Source organism: Arthrobacter sp. PGP41, from assembly GCF_002953935.1.
In the GTDB taxonomy this organism is placed as follows: domain Bacteria; phylum Actinomycetota; class Actinomycetes; order Actinomycetales; family Micrococcaceae; genus Arthrobacter.
Map to the genome: position 1 here is coordinate 3,700,869 of NZ_CP026514.1, position 15,925 is coordinate 3,716,793.

Annotated in this window: 15 protein-coding genes; 11 read left to right on the top strand and 4 right to left on the bottom strand. The window is 67.7% G+C overall.

Annotated features, from left to right (window positions below; all coding sequences use genetic code 11):
• Window positions 1–5: 5 nt before the first annotated feature.
• Entirely contained in the window at window positions 6–1,148 is a 1,143-nt protein-coding gene (locus C3B78_RS16990) for a PQQ-dependent sugar dehydrogenase (protein WP_104999098.1), read from the bottom strand.
• 500 nt (window positions 1,149–1,648) lie between these two features.
• Here C3B78_RS16990 and C3B78_RS16995 point away from each other — a divergent pair, with 500 nt between their 5' ends.
• Genes C3B78_RS16995 through C3B78_RS17015 form a run of 5 tightly spaced genes read left to right on the top strand, consistent with a single transcriptional unit; the run spans window position 1,649 to window position 7,127 of the window.
• Entirely contained in the window at window positions 1,649–2,764 is a 1,116-nt protein-coding gene (locus C3B78_RS16995) for an ABC transporter substrate-binding protein (RefSeq protein WP_104999099.1), read from the top strand.
• Entirely contained in the window at window positions 2,761–3,624 is an 864-nt protein-coding gene (locus C3B78_RS17000) for an ABC transporter permease (RefSeq protein ID WP_104999100.1), read from the top strand. Before C3B78_RS16995 ends, C3B78_RS17000 begins: the two co-directional genes overlap by 4 nt.
• Window positions 3,600–4,355 carry an ABC transporter ATP-binding protein gene (locus C3B78_RS17005; RefSeq protein WP_104999101.1) on the top strand — a complete coding sequence of 252 codons (756 nt, stop codon included), beginning with the start codon at window positions 3,600–3,602 and terminating at the stop codon, window positions 4,353–4,355. Before C3B78_RS17000 ends, C3B78_RS17005 begins: the two co-directional genes overlap by 25 nt.
• Before the next feature lie 25 nt (window positions 4,356–4,380).
• On the top strand, window positions 4,381–5,760 hold the full coding sequence (locus tag C3B78_RS17010) for an LLM class flavin-dependent oxidoreductase (protein ID WP_104999102.1): 1,380 nt from the start codon (window positions 4,381–4,383) through the stop codon (window positions 5,758–5,760).
• Window positions 5,760–7,127, top strand: a complete 1,368-nt coding sequence (locus C3B78_RS17015) for an LLM class flavin-dependent oxidoreductase (protein WP_199775276.1) — start codon at window positions 5,760–5,762, stop codon at window positions 7,125–7,127. The genes C3B78_RS17010 and C3B78_RS17015 overlap by 1 nt, the downstream gene beginning before the upstream one ends.
• A gap of 51 nt (window positions 7,128–7,178) precedes the next feature.
• On the opposite strand, the gene C3B78_RS17020 is transcribed toward C3B78_RS17015, so the two are convergent.
• Complete coding sequence (locus C3B78_RS17020) at window positions 7,179–7,973, bottom strand: oxygenase MpaB family protein (protein ID WP_104999103.1); 795 nt, start codon at window positions 7,971–7,973, stop codon at window positions 7,179–7,181.
• Between the two features lie 193 nt (window positions 7,974–8,166).
• Between C3B78_RS17020 and C3B78_RS17025 the strand changes: the two genes are divergently transcribed.
• The gene (locus C3B78_RS17025; RefSeq protein ID WP_104999104.1) at window positions 8,167–8,571 is read left to right on the top strand and encodes an Hpt domain-containing protein; all 405 of its coding nucleotides are present in this window, start codon (window positions 8,167–8,169) and stop codon (window positions 8,569–8,571) included.
• A gap of 104 nt (window positions 8,572–8,675) precedes the next feature.
• Here C3B78_RS17025 and C3B78_RS17030 read toward each other — a convergent pair whose 3' ends face one another.
• Together C3B78_RS17030 and C3B78_RS17035 are read right to left on the bottom strand one after the other, a co-directional pair.
• A complete protein-coding gene (locus tag C3B78_RS17030) occupies window positions 8,676–9,728 on the bottom strand; it encodes a metallophosphoesterase (protein WP_104999105.1) in 1,053 nt (350 codons plus the stop codon).
• 29 nt (window positions 9,729–9,757) lie between these two features.
• On the bottom strand, window positions 9,758–10,618 hold the full coding sequence (locus C3B78_RS17035; RefSeq protein ID WP_104999106.1) for a phosphatidylinositol-specific phospholipase C/glycerophosphodiester phosphodiesterase family protein: 861 nt from the start codon (window positions 10,616–10,618) through the stop codon (window positions 9,758–9,760).
• A 183-nt stretch (window positions 10,619–10,801) separates the two neighbouring features.
• Between C3B78_RS17035 and C3B78_RS17040 the strand changes: the two genes are divergently transcribed.
• The 5 genes from C3B78_RS17040 (at window position 10,802) to C3B78_RS19770 (ending at window position 15,860) form a co-directional block, all read left to right on the top strand.
• On the top strand, window positions 10,802–11,266 hold the full coding sequence (locus C3B78_RS17040; RefSeq protein ID WP_104999107.1) for a hypothetical protein: 465 nt from the start codon (window positions 10,802–10,804) through the stop codon (window positions 11,264–11,266).
• Window positions 11,263–13,059, top strand: coding sequence for a DUF5671 domain-containing protein (locus C3B78_RS17045; RefSeq protein WP_104999108.1), 1,797 nt, complete (start codon window positions 11,263–11,265; stop codon window positions 13,057–13,059). Before C3B78_RS17040 ends, C3B78_RS17045 begins: the two co-directional genes overlap by 4 nt.
• A 98-nt stretch (window positions 13,060–13,157) precedes the next feature.
• A complete protein-coding gene (locus tag C3B78_RS17050; RefSeq protein ID WP_104999109.1) occupies window positions 13,158–14,768 on the top strand; it encodes an HNH endonuclease signature motif containing protein in 1,611 nt (536 codons plus the stop codon).
• A 305-nt stretch (window positions 14,769–15,073) separates the two neighbouring features.
• A complete protein-coding gene (locus C3B78_RS17055; protein WP_104999110.1) occupies window positions 15,074–15,496 on the top strand; it encodes a universal stress protein in 423 nt (140 codons plus the stop codon).
• A gap of 196 nt (window positions 15,497–15,692) precedes the next feature.
• On the top strand, window positions 15,693–15,860 hold the full coding sequence (locus tag C3B78_RS19770) for a hypothetical protein (protein WP_158677279.1): 168 nt from the start codon (window positions 15,693–15,695) through the stop codon (window positions 15,858–15,860).
• Window positions 15,861–15,925: the final 65 nt, after the last annotated feature.

A 15,925-nucleotide genomic window follows, 5' to 3' on the forward strand; every position in this document is an offset into this window, starting at 1 on the left:
CCGGCTCACCATTCGAGGTCGACGGCGAGGATCCGGTCATCCCCGGCGCGGGGATCGCCGCGGCCGTCGGTGTTGTTGGTCAGGATCCACAGCCGGCCGTCAGGGGCCAGCGCCACGTCCCGGATCCTGCCGTACTCACGGCTGAAATGCTCCGTGGATGTGGCGGGGTTGGAGACGGGGACGGACCGCAGGACCTGTCCGCGCAGGTTGGCCAGGAACAGTGTTCCGCCCGCATGGGCCATGCCGCTGGGGCTTGCGGCTCCGGGCTGCCACTGCTGCACCGGGTCCACGAAGCCCGGCCTGCCGGCGATGCCCTCCACCGTTGGCCAGCCGTAGTTGGCGCCGGGGGTGATGATGTTCAGCTCGTCCCACGTGTTCTGGCCGAACTCGGTGGCGAACATGGTTCCGTCGTCCGCCCACGCCAGGCCCTGCGGGTTGCGGTGGCCGTAGCTGTAGACCAGCGATCCCGGGTAGGGGTTGTCCGCCGGGACGCCACCGTCGGGAGTCATCCGCAGGATCTTTCCGGCGAGCGACTCCCGGTCCTGGGCGCTGTCGCGCCGGCTCGCATCACCGGCCGTCACGTAGAGCATGCCGTCGGGACCGAAGGCGATCCGGCCGCCGTCGTGGATACTCGCGGACGGGATGCGTTCGAGGAGCGTGTCCGGCTGCCCCAGCGACAGTGAGCCCGGTTCGCCGTTGACCGGAAACCGCTGGACCCGGTTGCCGTCCGCCGCCGTCGAATACACGTACAGGTCGCCCTGGCTGCCAACGGCAAGGCCCAACAGCCCTGATTCTCCCCGTGCAGCTACACCCTGGACGGTCCCGATGGACCGCGCCGAGCCATCAGGGGAAAGTTCCAGGACCTGCCCGCTGTTCCGCTCGCTGACCAGCGGCGTCCCGTCGCGGAAGACCACCGACCACGGAGCCTTGAGGCCTGTGGCAACCGGCTGGGGCGTGCCGGCGATGGTGGCTGCCGCTGCGGGCGCGGGGTCAGTTGCGGGGACGGAGGACGCCGGAGCGGATGGAGGCGTGGAGGAGGTCGCCGGTGCAGGGGACGTGGTTGCCGGCGCGGGAGCCGGAGCGGCAGTGCAGCCAGCCAGCAGGATGCATGTGCCCGCGGCTGCCGCGGCGAGGACCCGGCGATCCATGTGTTTCTCCTGTCAGCAACGTCCCACAACCCTTCCAGCCACATTAACCCGCATTGCGGACCATGGCGCCGCGTTGCCCGTTGTGACCCGCGAATGGCGCAATGAGTAGCGCCGTTTCGTCCTGTTGAGCTTCCGTTTCGCACTGCTGGCCAAGGCCTGGACAGGCGTGCTTAGGTGATTCAACGGCACCGGCCAGGCCCATGAAAACAGCACCTGATACGAGAAGGAGGACCCGATGCCTGACATCTCCAGCCGCGCGGACAGCGCCGCCACGTGGGGTCCGTGCTGTTGCAGCTTCCGAATGGTTCCGACCCGCCGAATGGCAGCAGACCGGCGCTAGCTTCGGCAGCAGTTCCACAGGTTCTCCGGCACAGGGTTCCGGCGCGTCGGGCGCATTCGCCCGACGCCGGTACCCTCCTTTATCCCTCCCCGCTTTCCCGGGTCACCGGGCGATTCGCCGCGCCCGGTCACCCGCCATTCCACCCTTCGAAAGGCATGCCATGACCTTCCCTGCATTTTCCCCGCCCCAGTCGACCTCCGTCCGGCCGTTTACCCGCCGCAAGGCGCTGGGCGCACTCCTGGCCATTCCCGTCGTCGGCCTCCTGACGGCCTGCGGCGGCACCGCCACAGCCGGCAACCCGGCCAGCCAGGCGTCGTTTGCCCCGCTCGCCACCTCAGTCCCCGCGGGGACCACCATCAAGGTAGGCGACCCCAGCATCCGCGTAGCCCTGGAATTGTCCGGCCTGATCAAGGACCTGGACGGCATCAACGTGGAATTCGCCAACATCTCCGGCGGCCCGCAGACCACGGAGGCCTTCAGGGCCAACGCCCTGGACGTCGGTTCCGTGGCGGACATCCCGCCCATCCACGCAACATGGACCGGCCTGGACGTGCGGATCATCGCGAGCGCCTACCGCCAGGACGCCGTGAACCACCCGCTCTACGAACTGGGCGTCGCTCCCGGAGCCGGCATCGGCAAGCTGGAGGACCTGCGCGGCAAGAAGGTGGCGTACAGCCCCGGACAGGCACAGGGCGCCCTGGTCCTGCGGATCCTGGAGAAGGCCGGGCTCAAGCAGGAGGACGTCAAACTGGTGGAGCTCCCCAGCACCGGTGACGCCTACTCCTCGGCGCTGTCCAGCAAACAGGTGGATGCGGCGCCGCTGGGCGGGGTGCAGATCAAGCGCTACCTCGCCAAGTACAAGGCCGACGGCGCCACCACCCTCCGGCACGGCCTGCGGGATGATCCGGGACACCTGTACTCCCCCGCCAAGGTCCTGGCAGATCCCGCCAAGGCCGCCGCCCTGGCCAAGTACGTGGAGACCTGGGGAAAGGCCCAGCGGTGGATCGAGGACCACCCCAGGGAGTGGCTGGAGGGCTACTACGTCAAGGACCAGGGGCTTTCCGCCGAGGACGGGCAGTACCTGATCGACGCCGCGGGCAAGCGGGACGTTCCCACGTCCTGGACCGAGGCCATCGAACGCCACCAGCAGACCAGCGACCTGCTGGCCCGGGAACAGAAGAAGCCGCAGTTGAAGGCAGGGGACCTCTACGACAGCCGTTACGAGGCCATCGCAGGCACGGCGTTCGCTGCGGCGGGCAAGGGCGGTGCAGCGTGAGCGTCGCCCCTGTGCTGGAGCGCCCCGCCGTCGAACCGCACCTGGACCCGGCGCTCGCCGCGCGGGAGGATGTCCGGCCCACCGGCCGCCGGCTGGGACCAGGACGACGGCGGCAGCTGGCCTGGCTGCTGGGCCCCTCCGCCCTGCTGGGGCTTTGGACAGTCTCATCCGCCACGGGGCTGCTGGATCCCCGGATCCTCTCCGAGCCCTGGACGGTGGTGGCAACCGCCGGGGAACTCCTCGCCGACGGCCGGCTGCAGGAAAACCTCGCCATCTCCGCCCAGCGGGCAGGGCTGGGGCTGTTCTTCGGCATCGTCGTCGGCGCACTGCTGGCCCTGCTGTCCGGGCTGAGCCGCGTGGGTGAGGCGCTCATCGACGGGCCGGTGCAGATCAAGCGCGCCATCCCCGGCCTGGCCCTGGTTCCGCTGCTCATCCTGTGGTTCGGCATCGACGAGACCATGAAGGTCCTCACCATCACCCTGGGCGTCTTTGTCCCGATCTACCTGCAGACACATGCCGGCCTTCGCGGGATCGACCTGCGCTATGTGGAGCTTGCCCAGACCGTGGGCCTTGGCCGCGCCGCCTTCATCCGCAAGGTGGTCCTCCCCGGCGCCCTCCCCGGTTTCTTCCTCGGCCTGCGCTTCGCGGTCACGGGCGCCTGGGTGTCGCTGGTGGTGGTGGAGCAGATCAACGCCACCAGCGGCATCGGCTACATGATGGAGCTCGCCCGCACCTATGGCCAGACCAACATCATCGTCCTCGGACTCGCCGTCTACGGCCTTCTCGGGCTCCTGTCCGACGGCGCCGTCCGCTTCTTCGAACGAAAGGCCCTCTCATGGCAGCGCACCCTGGCGGGCTGACCGCCGTCGCCCCTTCCGGAACAATCAACGCAGTTTCGGTCCGCGGCCTGATCCGCAGCTTTGGCCCCAAAGGCGTCCTGAACGGCGTGGACCTGGACATTGCGCCGGGCGAGTTCGTGGCCCTGCTCGGTCCCAGCGGCTGCGGCAAGAGCACCCTGCTGCGGGCACTCGCCGGGCTGGACCACGACGTGCGCGGCAGCGGTGTGATCACGGTCCCCGAGCGCGTGTCCGTGGTGTTCCAGGACTCCCGGCTGCTGCCGTGGGACAGCGTGCTGGGCAACGTCACCCTGGGGCTGCGGGAGCACGACGCCGAGGCCCGGGCACGCAAGGCCCTCGCCGAAGTGGGGCTCGCCGGCCGCGAGAAGTCCTGGCCGCACGAGCTGTCCGGCGGCGAACAGCAGCGCGTGGCGCTGGCCCGCTCGCTGGTCCGTGAGCCGCAGCTGCTCCTGGCAGACGAACCGTTCGGCGCCCTCGATGCCCTCACCAGGATCAGGATGCACGGACTCCTCCGGGACCTCGTTGCCGCCCACCGGCCGGCTGTCCTGCTCGTGACGCACGACGTGGACGAGGCCATCGCACTCGCGGACCGGATCGTGGTCCTGGACAGCGGCCGCGTGTCCACTGTCCGCACCGTTTCTCCCGACGTCGGAACGGCAAGGGACGCAGCCGGCCACGAAGCCCTCCGCCGCGATCTCCTCACCGATCTTGGCGTCGTCGGCGCCAGCCACTAAACCTCCAGACCCGAAGGATTACCCCATGACTGCCACCACTCGTCCCTACCGCCAACTCCACCTCAACGCCTTCCTGATGAGCACCGGCCACCACGAGGCATCGTGGCGGCTGCCCGAAAGCGACCCGCATTCCAACACCAACGTGGAGCACTACAGGCAACTGGCCCGCACCGCCGAACGCGGCAAGCTGGACTCCATCTTCTTCGCCGACTCACCCGTCCTTTTCGGCGAGGTGGGCCGCCGCCCGGCCGGCAAGCTCGAGCCCACGGTGCTGCTGACCGCCATCGCCGGCGCCACGGAACGCATCGGGCTGATCGCCACGGCCTCCACCACCTACAACGATCCCTTCAACCTGGCCCGCCGCTTCGCCTCCGTGGACTGGGTGAGCGGTGGCCGCGCCGGCTGGAATGTGGTCACCACCGCCGGTCCGGACGCCGCCCGCAACTTCGGCGTGGACGACCAGCCCGCCCACGCTACCCGGTACGAACGTGCCGCAGAGTTTATCGAGGTGGCGCAGAAGCTGTGGGACAGCTGGCAGGACGACGCCGTGCCCGCGGACAAGGCGGAGGGCGTCTGGGGCGACGCCGAAAAGATCCGCGTGATCGACCACGAGGGCAAGCACTTCAAGGTCCGCGGCCCCCTCAACGTCCCCCGCCCGCCGCAGGGGCATCCGCTGATTGTGCAGGCCGGATCCTCCGAGGACGGCAAGAAACTCGCCGCCCGGTACGCGGACGCCGTCTTCACCGCGCACCAGACCCTCGCCGACGCGCAGGAGTTCTACCGCGATTTGAAGGCCCGCACCGCCGCCGCCGCCGGCCGCGACCCGGAGGCCATCAAGATCCTTCCGGGCATCGTGCCGGTCATCGGCGCCACGGAGGAAGAGTCACTGGAGCTGGAGCGGGAACTGGACCGGCTGATCAAGCCCGAGTACGCCAGGATCCAGCTGGCCAAGACGCTCCGGGTGGCACCGGAGGACCTGCCCCTGGACCGCCAGCTGCCCGAGGACCTGCCCGGCGAGGACGAGATCGAGGGGGCCAAGAGCCGCTACACCCTGATCGTCCAGCTCGCCCGCAGGGAGCAGCTCACGGTGCGGCAGCTCATCGGCCGGCTGGGCGGAGGCCGCGGCCACCGCACCTTCACCGGCACCCCAATACAGGTGGCGGACGCCATCCAGGAATGGTTCGACGGCGGCGCGGCAGACGGCTTCAACATCATGCCGCCGGTGCTCCCCTCGGGCCTGGAAGCATTCGTGGACCAGGTGGTGCCCATCCTGCAGGAGCGCGGCCTGTTCCGCACCGAATACAGCGGGGCCACCCTGCGCGAGCACTACGGCCTGGCCCGTCCGGAGAACCGCTTCGCGGGTGCGGCGGCGGCCGAACTGGCCTCGATCGGCGGTGCATTCTGATGGGCCGGCAGCTGAAACTCAACCTGTTCATCTACCCGGGCGGCCACCACGAGGCCGCCTGGCGGCACCCGAAGTCCCGGACGGACCGCCTGCTGGATATCCGTTTCTACCAGGAGCTGGCCCAGCGCGCTGAGGCGGCCAAGCTGGATGCGGTGTTCTTCGCGGACGGTCCCGCGCTGGAGAGCAACGTGCAGTACGCCACCCGGTTCCGGCTGGAGCCGTTCACCTGGCTGTCAGCGATTGCCGTCGCCACGGAACGGATCGGCCTGATCGGCACCGCCAGCACCACCTACCTGGAGCCGTACAACGCGGCACGGCTGTTCGCGTCGCTGGACCACCTCAGCAACGGCCGGGCGGGCTGGAACATCGTCACCACCGGAGCGGAAGGCGCGGCCCGGAACTTCGGGCTGGACGAGCACCCGCCGCACGCGGAGCGCTACGCCCGCGCGGACGAGTTTGTCCGTGTGGCCGGCAAACTGTGGGACAGCTGGGAGGACGGGGCGGTGGTTGCCGACACTGACACCGGGATCTTCGCTGACGCCTCCCGGATCCATCCGGTAGAGCATGAGGGCAGGTACTTCCGCGTGGAGGGTCCGCTGAACACCCCGCGTTCCCCGCAGGGCAGGCCGGTGTTCGTGCAGGCCGGGTCATCCGCTGACGGCAAGGCCTTCGCTGCCCGGCACGCCGAGGCTGTGTTTACCGCCCACCAGACCCTGCAAAGCGCGCAGGGGTTCTATGCGGACATCAAGGCGCAGGCCGCGGCGAACGGCCGGGACCCGGGGCACCTCCTGGTGCTGCCGGGCATCAGCCCCTACCTGGGCTCCACCGAGGCGGAGGCCCGCGCCCTGAAGCAGGAGTTCGACGAGCTGACGCAGCCGGAGTACGGGCTGGGCATCCTGCGCAAGCTGCTCGGCGTTGACCTGGACGGCGTGAAGCTGGATGAGCCCTTCCCTGCCGGGCTCCTGGCTGAAGCAGGGCAAGCGGGAAGCCGCAGCCAGCTGGTTCTTGACGTCATCCGGCGGGAGGGCCCCACTGTGCGCCAGCTCCTTCACCGGTTTGCCGGGGCCCGCGGGCATTATGTCTTCGCCGGAACCCCGGTACAGGTGGCGGACGAGATCCAGCGCTGGTTTGAGGACGGCGCAGCCGACGGATTCAACATCATGCCGCCGTGGCTGCCCGGCGGCTTCGAGTCCTTCGCGGAGGAAGTGGTTCCCATACTGCAGTCCCGCGGCCTCTTCCGCACCGAGTACACGGGCCGGACACTGCGTGGGCATTTCGGCCTGGACCGTCCCGCAAGCCGCTACAGCCGGGCGCAGTCCAGTCCTGCCGACCAAAACAGCCATCAAATACTAGGGGCGCCCGCATGACCGAATACCGCCAGGCCCGACGGCGCCCACGCCGACTCCAGCGGGGTGGGACTACGCAGCCATTGCCTGGCGGGAGCTGATGTCGAGCTGGTTCAGGCAGTAGTCCTTGAACCAGTGCCGGATGCCCACGGGCAGCTTCGGATAGGTCAACGCCAGGATCTTGAAAGTGCGGTTGAAGCGGCGCTCATGGCGGTGGCTCCAGGCCAGGCCGAAGTCTTGGCGCAACTGGTCCGGCAGGAGGCCTGCGGTGAGGAACCTGGCGAAGGGCATGATGGCGAGGTACCACAGCGCTGCCCGCTTCGGATACAGGAGTCCGCGGCCAAAGCGCACGGCATTCTCATCAGCCCGCAGTGCACGCATCTTCTCATCCCAGTAGTGTCCGAAAGCAGCCCTGTCCTCCGGCCACATCTGCCCGGGCAGCTGCAGGGCCGTGCCCAGCTTCGCGTAATCGCGGTACATGGCGTCGGCAGACTCGTCGTCGAGTGGACCATAGACCTTCTCGATAATGGTCAGCGCGGTGTCATAAAGCGTCGCGGTCACCCACAGCTGCAGCCCGGCGTCGTACGCGTTGTACCCCGGGGACTTGTCATCGGCAGCCCGGCGCACAGGTGCGTGGGCGCGGTTGACCCTCCGGCGGACTTCCTTCACCTGCTCGTCGGTGCCGTAAACCACGGCGTAGACGTACGTCAGGGTGCCCTTGAGCCTGTTGATGGGACGGTCCGTGAACGTGCTGTGCTCGGCGACGCCCCGCGCCACCCCCGGCTCGGCAAGCTGCAGCAGAATGGCCCGCCCTGCTCCGGCAAGCAGGATCGCCTCCGCGCCCAAATCGGCCATTCCACTCACCATTGCAACAGGCTACCGGAGGGACGCAAGGAAGGACGACGGTGGCGGGCACGAGCAGTACCCGCGAAAATTCGAGTACCCACCACTCGTGCCCTCCACCCTCCCGGCACGTACCGTCCTTCAAAAGTCCTGCGTACAAACACCGCGGGTGTTCCGGCTGTGAAGGGGCGGTCATGAATGGCACGGAGGCTCTGCCGTGACTCAGCCGGACGCCTATGCCCGGCCACTCCTGGACCCCGCCGTACTCGAACGGCTGCGTGACGATCTCAAGGACGACGAGGGCGTATGGAAAGTCTTTGTGGAGAACTTCATTGCGCAAATGCCCCAGCGGCTGCAAAAAGTGCGGCTTTCGCTCACCACCGGTGACGTGGCGGGCTCCATGGACGCGGTCCTGAGCCTGAAGACCTCCAGCCAGATGGTGGGTGCCGAGAGGCTGGCAACGTATGCCGCCGAACTCGAGCAGGCCCTGCGCCGCCAAGCCGGGAGTGCGGACCCGGCCGTGGCCCTGCCCCTGATCGCGGCGGCCCATCTCCGGCGGATCAAGCAGTGCGCCCAGCGGACCGTCTATGTCCTGCAGAACCACCTGATACAGGGGCATTGAACAGGGCACCAGGACAGGGCGGCAGGCTCCCTCTCTTGCCGCGTTCAGGAAGCAAGCGGACGACGGCGGGACCTCCCGCCGTCGTCCGCTTCAGAAGTGTGGGGCTACTGGGTGTAGGGGACCTTTTCCCATGACAGGACCGGGCCGCCCGCACTGTTCCCTGACGTCGTGAACCGGACATAGTTGGTGGCATTGGCAGAGCCGTCCACCGTGACGCGCTGAAGGTCGTCGGCGGCTTCCGCCTGGCCGTAGATGTCCAGCCACGGCGAGCCCGGCGCCAGGGGCTGGTTCTCCGCGAAGACGTGGCTGTCGCCGTTGATGAGGTAAACCGGGCCGTCGAACCGGTTGGTTTCCTCAACGATGGCGTCCACGATCTCCCGGAAGCCGGAGACTACCGCCGGATTGGCCGAGGCGGCAGCGAGCAGCGAGGGGTCGAACATGTCGGCCTGGGTCATCAGCACCACGGCCCTGTCGTTGCGCCGGGCGGCGTCGCTGAAAGTTGCACGGATCTGCGCCAGGACAGCCTCGGTGCGGTACTCCACTTCGGCCTGTTGTTCGGGCGTCACGGCGGTTTCTCCGAGGCCGCTCCAGGGCTGGAGCGAGTTGTTGCTGCCCTGGACGTTCACCACCGAAAAGGCAACCCGGTTCTCGGTGAAGCGGACATTTTCCGGAAGACCGAGGGCCTCCTGGGATTTGACCGGCATTGTGGCGCCGAGGGTCTTGCCGGGTTCGTTGAAGAACACTTCCCTCAGCTTGTCCAGCCGTTCGAGCGGGTTGTAGGCGCCGTTGTTGGCGCGGTGGCAGTCCACCCACTCGTTGTCGCCCGGCGTGAACACCAGCGGGAGCTCGAAGGTGTCGAACTGCTCGCGGATGAAGGCAAAATACCCGTCCGAGCAGACGGACGATCCGTTCTTGATGTCACCGACGTGGGCCACGAAATCAAGGCTGCGGTCCGCGTTGAGGTCCTGGATGCGGGCAGGGAATTTCGCGATTTCCTGTTCGCCGTAGGGGATGTCGCCAATAACGCCGAAGCTGAAGGCATCCTGCCCGTCGGCCTCTTTGGGGGTGTTGTCGGCGGCGTGTGCCGGCTGGGACGCAAGGAGGCCGAGCGCAAGGAGGGCTGCCGCCGTCGTTGTTGGAAGGGTCTTCAAGGCCATGGGTGGTTCCTGTCTTTGGCAGGGGGCGGTTACTGCGTGCGGGCCGTCAGGAACTGCTGCAGCCCCGCGAGGTCATCCGTGTTGATGTGGTCCACTCCGGCGTCGACAAGCTCGTTCCACAGCGCGTCCCGGGCCGGGCCGGCCTGGTCCGGGGTGGCCCAGAAGCGGACGCGGTAGCCGTTGGAGTGGGCTTCGGCAACGTAGGCGTGCAGCTTGGTGCGTTCGGCCTCCGGCATGGGTCCGACGCCCTGCCAGGTGAAGAGCTTGGTCCAGTTGTTGCTGACCAGGGGCATGAGCTCGGCCGGCATGCCGGAGGTGAGGTCGGCGGCGCGGCCGTCGTAGAACCCGAACCTCTGGTCCTGCGCCTGCATGGTGGCCAGCGGACGGTTTCCGCTGATTACGGCGGTGACGGGACCGGTCTTGGTTTTGCCCTGGCTGTAGCGGCTCATGATGTCGCGGTGCTCGGCGAGCTCCTGTTCGATGGCGGCGTAGGTGGCCTCGCCTTCGCTCTTGATGTCGATGAGGAGCTGCAGGCTGCCGTCCCACCCCGGGTATACGCTGTGGCCCTGCTGGCCGCGGACCAGGTCTTCCAGCGGGTCAAGGTAGAGGCTTTCGAGCGTGACGCCGGCCTTCACATCCTCGAGGTCGTGCGCCACCAGCAGTTCGCCGTCCACCAGCCAGACGTCGGCTTCAACACTGGTGAAGCCGTGTTCCAGAGCATCAAAAAGGGGCCGGTCATGCTCGTAGTCATTGTGGGCGTGGGCGGCGGCCAGCGGCTGTCCCAGGACCGGTGAAGGGCTGGAAGGCTGGGCAATGGCCGCGGGGGCCGCGGCGGTCCCTGTCAGGGATGCCAGGGCAACGAGGGCGGTGACGGCGCTTTTCACGAACACGAAGTTCTCCTTGATACAGCTGGGGGATTCACTGCCCGGTTGTTGGGTTGGGGCAGAGTGTGCGTGACAAGAATTGTCGGCGCGCAATAACACCTGAGGACCCCACGGTTGCGGAAAAGTGAACAGGAAGAGTCGGGCCTAAAGACACCAGCGGAAGTAGTCCAAAAACGGCATACTTGCGCCATGACTGATGCAGCGCGAAAACCGGACCGGATCATCCTCGTGCTGCTAGGCATCATCGGCGTGCTGGTGGCGGTTGCCCTTGCCGTGGTGTTTTCCCGCGGAGACCCCGCGCCGCTGGACGAGGCCAGCCCGGCAGGCGTTGTCCAGCGTTACAGCACGGCGGTGATCGACGGCGACGTGGCGACTGCAGAGACCTACCTCACCGGTTCTGCCCGGACGGCTTGCCGCGGCTCCTTCTCCGGCGAGCCCCGCCCCGCCCGTGTGGTCCTGGTGTCAACGTCGGAGCGGGACCAGTCCGCCACCGTGAAGGTCTCCATGGTGAGCTCGTACCAGGACGGCCCCTTCGGCCCCTCAGAGTATGAGATGGAAGACATCTTCACTTTGGTAAAGGAGAACGGGAACTGGAAGATCAGCCAGGCCCCCTACATGCTGATGGCCTGTTCGGGAACGCCGGTGAAGCCATGACGTCCCCCGCGGAGGTGACGGCCCCGGCGTCGGGGCACGCCCAGGCCACCCTGCGCCGGCTGATCCAGTACGCCCTGCTGTTTGCCCTGGTGGTGATCGCGGCCTCCGGCCTCAGCGGACTGCTGGAACGCCTGTTCACGTCGGGGGCCGTCCTGGCCTCCACGGACGTGGCTGGGCTCGCCCGGTCCTTGGCATTTACCCTGATCGGCGGCCCGCTTGCCCTGCTTTCGTGGTGGTTTGTCTGGCGGCGGCTCGATGATGGGGCCGAACGCACCGCTGCCGGCTGGGGCCTCTATATCACCGCCATGTACGGTGTCTCGCTCATCATCTTCACCATTTCCTTCCTGGGGCTGGCAACGTCGTTCATAGGGCAGCGGGGCAACGATTGGGCCCCCATGCTCGCCAACGGCATCGTGTGGGCAGCCATCCTGGTCTGGCACCGGTGGATGTGGAAACACCCCACGAAGCCCACGGCGCACCTGGAGGACGTGCGGGCCGTCGTCGGGTCCGTGTTCGGCCTGCTGCTCGGCGCCGGCGCCGGGATCGCAGCCCTGGGCGGGCTGTTCGACGTCGCCATTCGCGGCTTCCCGCTGACCGTCACCGTTGAACCCTGGTGGTACTCCGTGCTCCGTTCGCTGGTGTGGGCGGCCGGCGGGGCCATCGTGTGGTGGTGGCACTGGTTCAGGGAGGGCGGACGCCGGTTCCAGACGGGCCTCGTTGACGTCATCATGATCGCCGTCGGGATTTTCGCTGCCGGCATCACTGCCCTTGGCGGCGCGGGCGTGGTCCTGTTTGTGTTCCTGCGCCTGGCGTTCGACCGGAACAATCCCCTGAACGAGCTGCTCGAGCCGTTGGCCCCGGCCATTGCCGCGGCGCTCGTGGGGGCGCTGGTGTGGCGGTATCACCGCACGGCCTCGATCCGCCGTTCCCCCGGCACCATGCGGGCAAGCCTGCTGGTCACGTCGGCCGTGGCCCTCGCTGCCGCCGCGTCCGGGGTGGGCGTTGTTGTGAACGCGCTGCTGGCTGCGGCAGTGTCGCCGCTGGCGGGAGGGGCCACGCGCACCCTGCTGCTCGGCGGCATCAGTTCCCTCCTGGTGGGCGGGCCTGTCTGGTGGCTGGCGTGGAAGCCCCTGCAACAGCCGCAGGCTGCCGAGGATATTCCGCCCGGACGCCGCGTCTACCTCATCGCGTTCTTTGGGGTCAGCGCGGTGGTTGCACTCATCACGCTCCTGGTGATCGGTTACCGGCTCTTCGAATTCCTGCTCGGGGACGTCACCGGCGGCAGCCTCCTGGACCGCATCCGGGCTCCGTTCGGGCTCCTGGTGGCCGCCGGCCTCGTAGCGGGCTACCACTTCGCGCTGTGGCGGCACCACCGTGCCCTCCTCGCCGCTGCGCGGCCCGCCAGGAAACACACCATCGAGGCAGTCACGCTGGTCACTGCGCACCAGGCTGATGCGGAGGCTTTGGCAAGGGGCATCGCTGAGGCCACGGGCGGTGCCAGGGTCACCTTATGGCTCCGGGCGGACGACGGCGGCTCCGCACTTCCGGAGGCGGGTCCGGCCTCCGCCGGGACTGGTTCCGGCTGGGCTGGTACCGCGGCGGGTGGCATTGCTGCGGGTGCGCCTGCTGCGGCTACGCCTGCTGCGGCGGAAACTTCGACCCCGGCCGGCGACGTCATTCCGCGGATCGCTGCGGCGCTGGAAGGCGTCACCGCCCGGCACGTCCTGGTAATTCTGGGCCCGGCGACGCGGCTGGAAATCATCCCGCTGGCCAACCCCGGTTCCCGGCGCTAGCTGCATAGGTTCCCGGCGCTAGCTGCGTACTTGCCCTGCCTGCTTGCCCTGCTTGCTTGCCAAGGAAGAATGTCAGACCCTCCCGCGAGGATGTGGGTATGGGAAACGGCGCGGGGACTAACGCGGGAACTGCAGTGGTGATGGAGGGTATTCATGCCTCTGCTGGCGCCCTTAACGCGCTGTTCCTCGAGGAAGCCCGGCTGGATGCTGTGACTGCTGCTGGTTCCGGTCCTGCTACTGATTCTGGTCCTGCTGCTCCCGCCGGCCCGGCCCCTGTTGTGGATGTCTTGCAGCACAAGATCGATAACCGGCTGGAGCGCCTGGCGGTTGTATCGCGGCTGGAAGCACAACTGGCCGCGGCCAAGGCCCGGGACGCGGCGGAGATCCTCGAACTCCAACACGCCATGACCCCGCCGAACGCCTCCCTGCAGGACAGGTCTTTCCAGGAAATGTCCATTATCGAGGAAATCGCCGGTGTCCTGACCGTAAGCTCCGCCGCTGCCGGGGCGCTCATCAGCCAAGCCCGGCAGCTGTGTTCCCTTCCTGTGGCCCTGGCCGCCCTGTCCGCCGGGACCATCTCCTGGCAGCACGCCAAAATCCTCGCCGACGAAACCCACAGCCTTGGCCCCGCGGGCGCCGCCATGGTCGCACATTTCCTGGACGCGGACGCGCCCCACCCGGCCCGCGGAGCCGCACCCGGTGACCTGGTCCCGTCACGGTTCCGGGCAAAGGTGCGTGCCTGGCGCGAACGCCACCACCCCGAATCCCTCGAAAGGCGCCACGCCAAGGCAGCAGCGGACCGGCGGATGGAATATTCCGCTGACCGCGACGGCATGGCCTGGCTCTCGCTGTACCTCCCCGGTGACACCGCATCCGCCATCTGGAACCGCACCACCGCCCTCGCCCGCGGACTCCAAGGCCCCACTGAGTCCCGCACCCTCACCCAGCTCCGCCCCGACACCGCCGCAAGCCTGCTGCTCAGCACACCGGGCACGCGCAGCAGCAGCACCAGGGGCACAGCACACGAGGACGCTGCACATGCAAACGCGGCCCCTGCAAACGGGAACGTTGCGCGACTGGGCGAGGTCCCGGCGCCCAAGGCGGACGTCCTCGTCACAGTCCCGGTGTTCGCCCTGCTCGGCCTCACCGACGAACCCGCAAACCTGGACGGGTACGGCCCCATTCCCGCCTCCATGGCCCGCAAACTTGTCGCCGACGGCGCCATCTCGTTCCACCGCGTCCTGGTGGACCCCCGCGACGGCGCACCCCTTGAAATCGGCCGCACCAGCTACCGCCTCACCAAAGCCATGAAACAAGCACTCCGCCTCCGCGACGAAAAGTGCACCTTCCCCGGCTGCAACAACCATTCACTCGACAACGAATCCGACCACCTCACCGCCTGGCAGCACGGCGGAACCACCGGCATCAGCAACCTGGCCCAACTCTGCCCCAAACACCACCGCCTCAAACATGCGAGCGGCTGGACACCCATTCCAGCAGCCGAAAACGATCCGCCCGGCTGGATCTCACCCGCCGGCCGCCACTACAAAGCCGAACATCGCGACTGGGAACCACCCTGGTGGCCAGGGAACCCGGAACAACTGCAGACAGTGCGCGGTGGCCCACCTTGTTGTCCTCCGGATCTTGCTTACATCGGGCAGTCCCCAGCGGAAGATGCAATAGACAAGTTCTTGCATGCCCGTCCCTGACCTGCCGCCGCGCCGAGACCAACCCTGCAGCGGCATACGTCCGAAGCGGAAGCCCAAGCGGCCGCGGACGGGCCGGGGGCGTTCTTTGGCAAAGCGTTCGCCTGTGCCGGGCTCTAGCCTCCCCTGAACCAACAGGTCGCGCGTGCCCTCCGCGACGGCAAGAAAATGACCCGGCCTGCCCAAGTAGCCGGAAGCCCTGAGCGGGCTCGAAAGCGATGCCATCCGCAAATTGAGGGAGGGCGTCAGCCCGAACTTCCCTAGACTGGGCAGTGAACGCTGAAAGTACACGAGCAAAGGAGCCAGGCATGAGTGGAGTAGTGGTAGTAGGGGTGGACGGCAGCCCCTCGGCATTGAAGGCCGCTGAGAAAGCGCTGGACCTTGCAAAGGCGCTGGGAGCTTCGCTTCACGTGGTGACAGCATTCGACGTCGACCGTTCCGAGACCTTCGGCGTCGGCTCGGACGAGGTGAGGGTCTGGAACTCCGATGCCTCAGAAAACGTCGCGAAATCGCTGGCCGACACGCGGCCGGGAGTGGAGGTCACCCACTTCGCCGCCCGCGGAAAACCCGCTGACTCCCTCATCAAGGAAGCCATGCGCCTGGACGCCCGGCTGATCGTGGTGGGCAACCGGAGGATGCGCGGCATCGGCCGTCTCCTGGGCAGCGTGGCCAACAGCGTCGCGCACAACGCGCCCTGCGATGTCTACATCGCCAACACGTACGAAGACTAGGCAACACCGCGGGGACCAGCCAACGTCCCGGGGAAACAGCCAGCAAACGGGCGACGACGGGACCTCCCGCCGTCGCCCGTTTGCCTTAAGGGAGTTCCTCAAGATTTGCGAAGCTTATCCCGTCGGCAGGTAAACCCCCTTCCCATGGCATTGCCGCCTGCCTAGTGTGGCTTCACAACCACTCCGAGGGGGAACCATGAAAAGCTCAAGCGACGCTCCACGGGAGACGGCGTTCGAGGACCCCCGGCAGCCGCTGATTCCCGACCCGCCCGATGACCGCCAGCGCAGTGTGGCCGAATGGACAGGCGACCTCCTGCTCGGAATCATGCAGCCCGTACAGTTCCGCCTTGCCGACTGGCCCTAGGAACCTCCAACAAGATCCCTGGCCCCACAGCTCCAAAAGTGCGGGCCACCTGAACCACCGGTATG

Coding starts and splice junctions, on each gene's coding strand:
- C3B78_RS17030 (WP_104999105.1), bottom strand. CDS start 9,728: ATGGCCTTGAAGACCCTTCCAACAACGACGGCGGCAGCCCTCCTTGCG.
- C3B78_RS16995 (WP_104999099.1), top strand. CDS start 1,649: ATGACCTTCCCTGCATTTTCCCCGCCCCAGTCGACCTCCGTCCGGCCG.
- C3B78_RS17015 (WP_199775276.1), top strand. CDS start 5,760: ATGGGCCGGCAGCTGAAACTCAACCTGTTCATCTACCCGGGCGGCCAC.
- C3B78_RS17005 (WP_104999101.1), top strand. CDS start 3,600: ATGGCAGCGCACCCTGGCGGGCTGACCGCCGTCGCCCCTTCCGGAACA.
- C3B78_RS19770 (WP_158677279.1), top strand. CDS start 15,693: ATGAAAAGCTCAAGCGACGCTCCACGGGAGACGGCGTTCGAGGACCCC.
- C3B78_RS17050 (WP_104999109.1), top strand. CDS start 13,158: ATGGGAAACGGCGCGGGGACTAACGCGGGAACTGCAGTGGTGATGGAG.
- C3B78_RS17055 (WP_104999110.1), top strand. CDS start 15,074: ATGAGTGGAGTAGTGGTAGTAGGGGTGGACGGCAGCCCCTCGGCATTG.
- C3B78_RS17010 (WP_104999102.1), top strand. CDS start 4,381: ATGACTGCCACCACTCGTCCCTACCGCCAACTCCACCTCAACGCCTTC.
- C3B78_RS17020 (WP_104999103.1), bottom strand. CDS start 7,973: ATGGTGAGTGGAATGGCCGATTTGGGCGCGGAGGCGATCCTGCTTGCC.
- C3B78_RS17040 (WP_104999107.1), top strand. CDS start 10,802: ATGACTGATGCAGCGCGAAAACCGGACCGGATCATCCTCGTGCTGCTA.
- C3B78_RS16990 (WP_104999098.1), bottom strand. CDS start 1,148: ATGGATCGCCGGGTCCTCGCCGCGGCAGCCGCGGGCACATGCATCCTG.
- C3B78_RS17045 (WP_104999108.1), top strand. CDS start 11,263: ATGACGTCCCCCGCGGAGGTGACGGCCCCGGCGTCGGGGCACGCCCAG.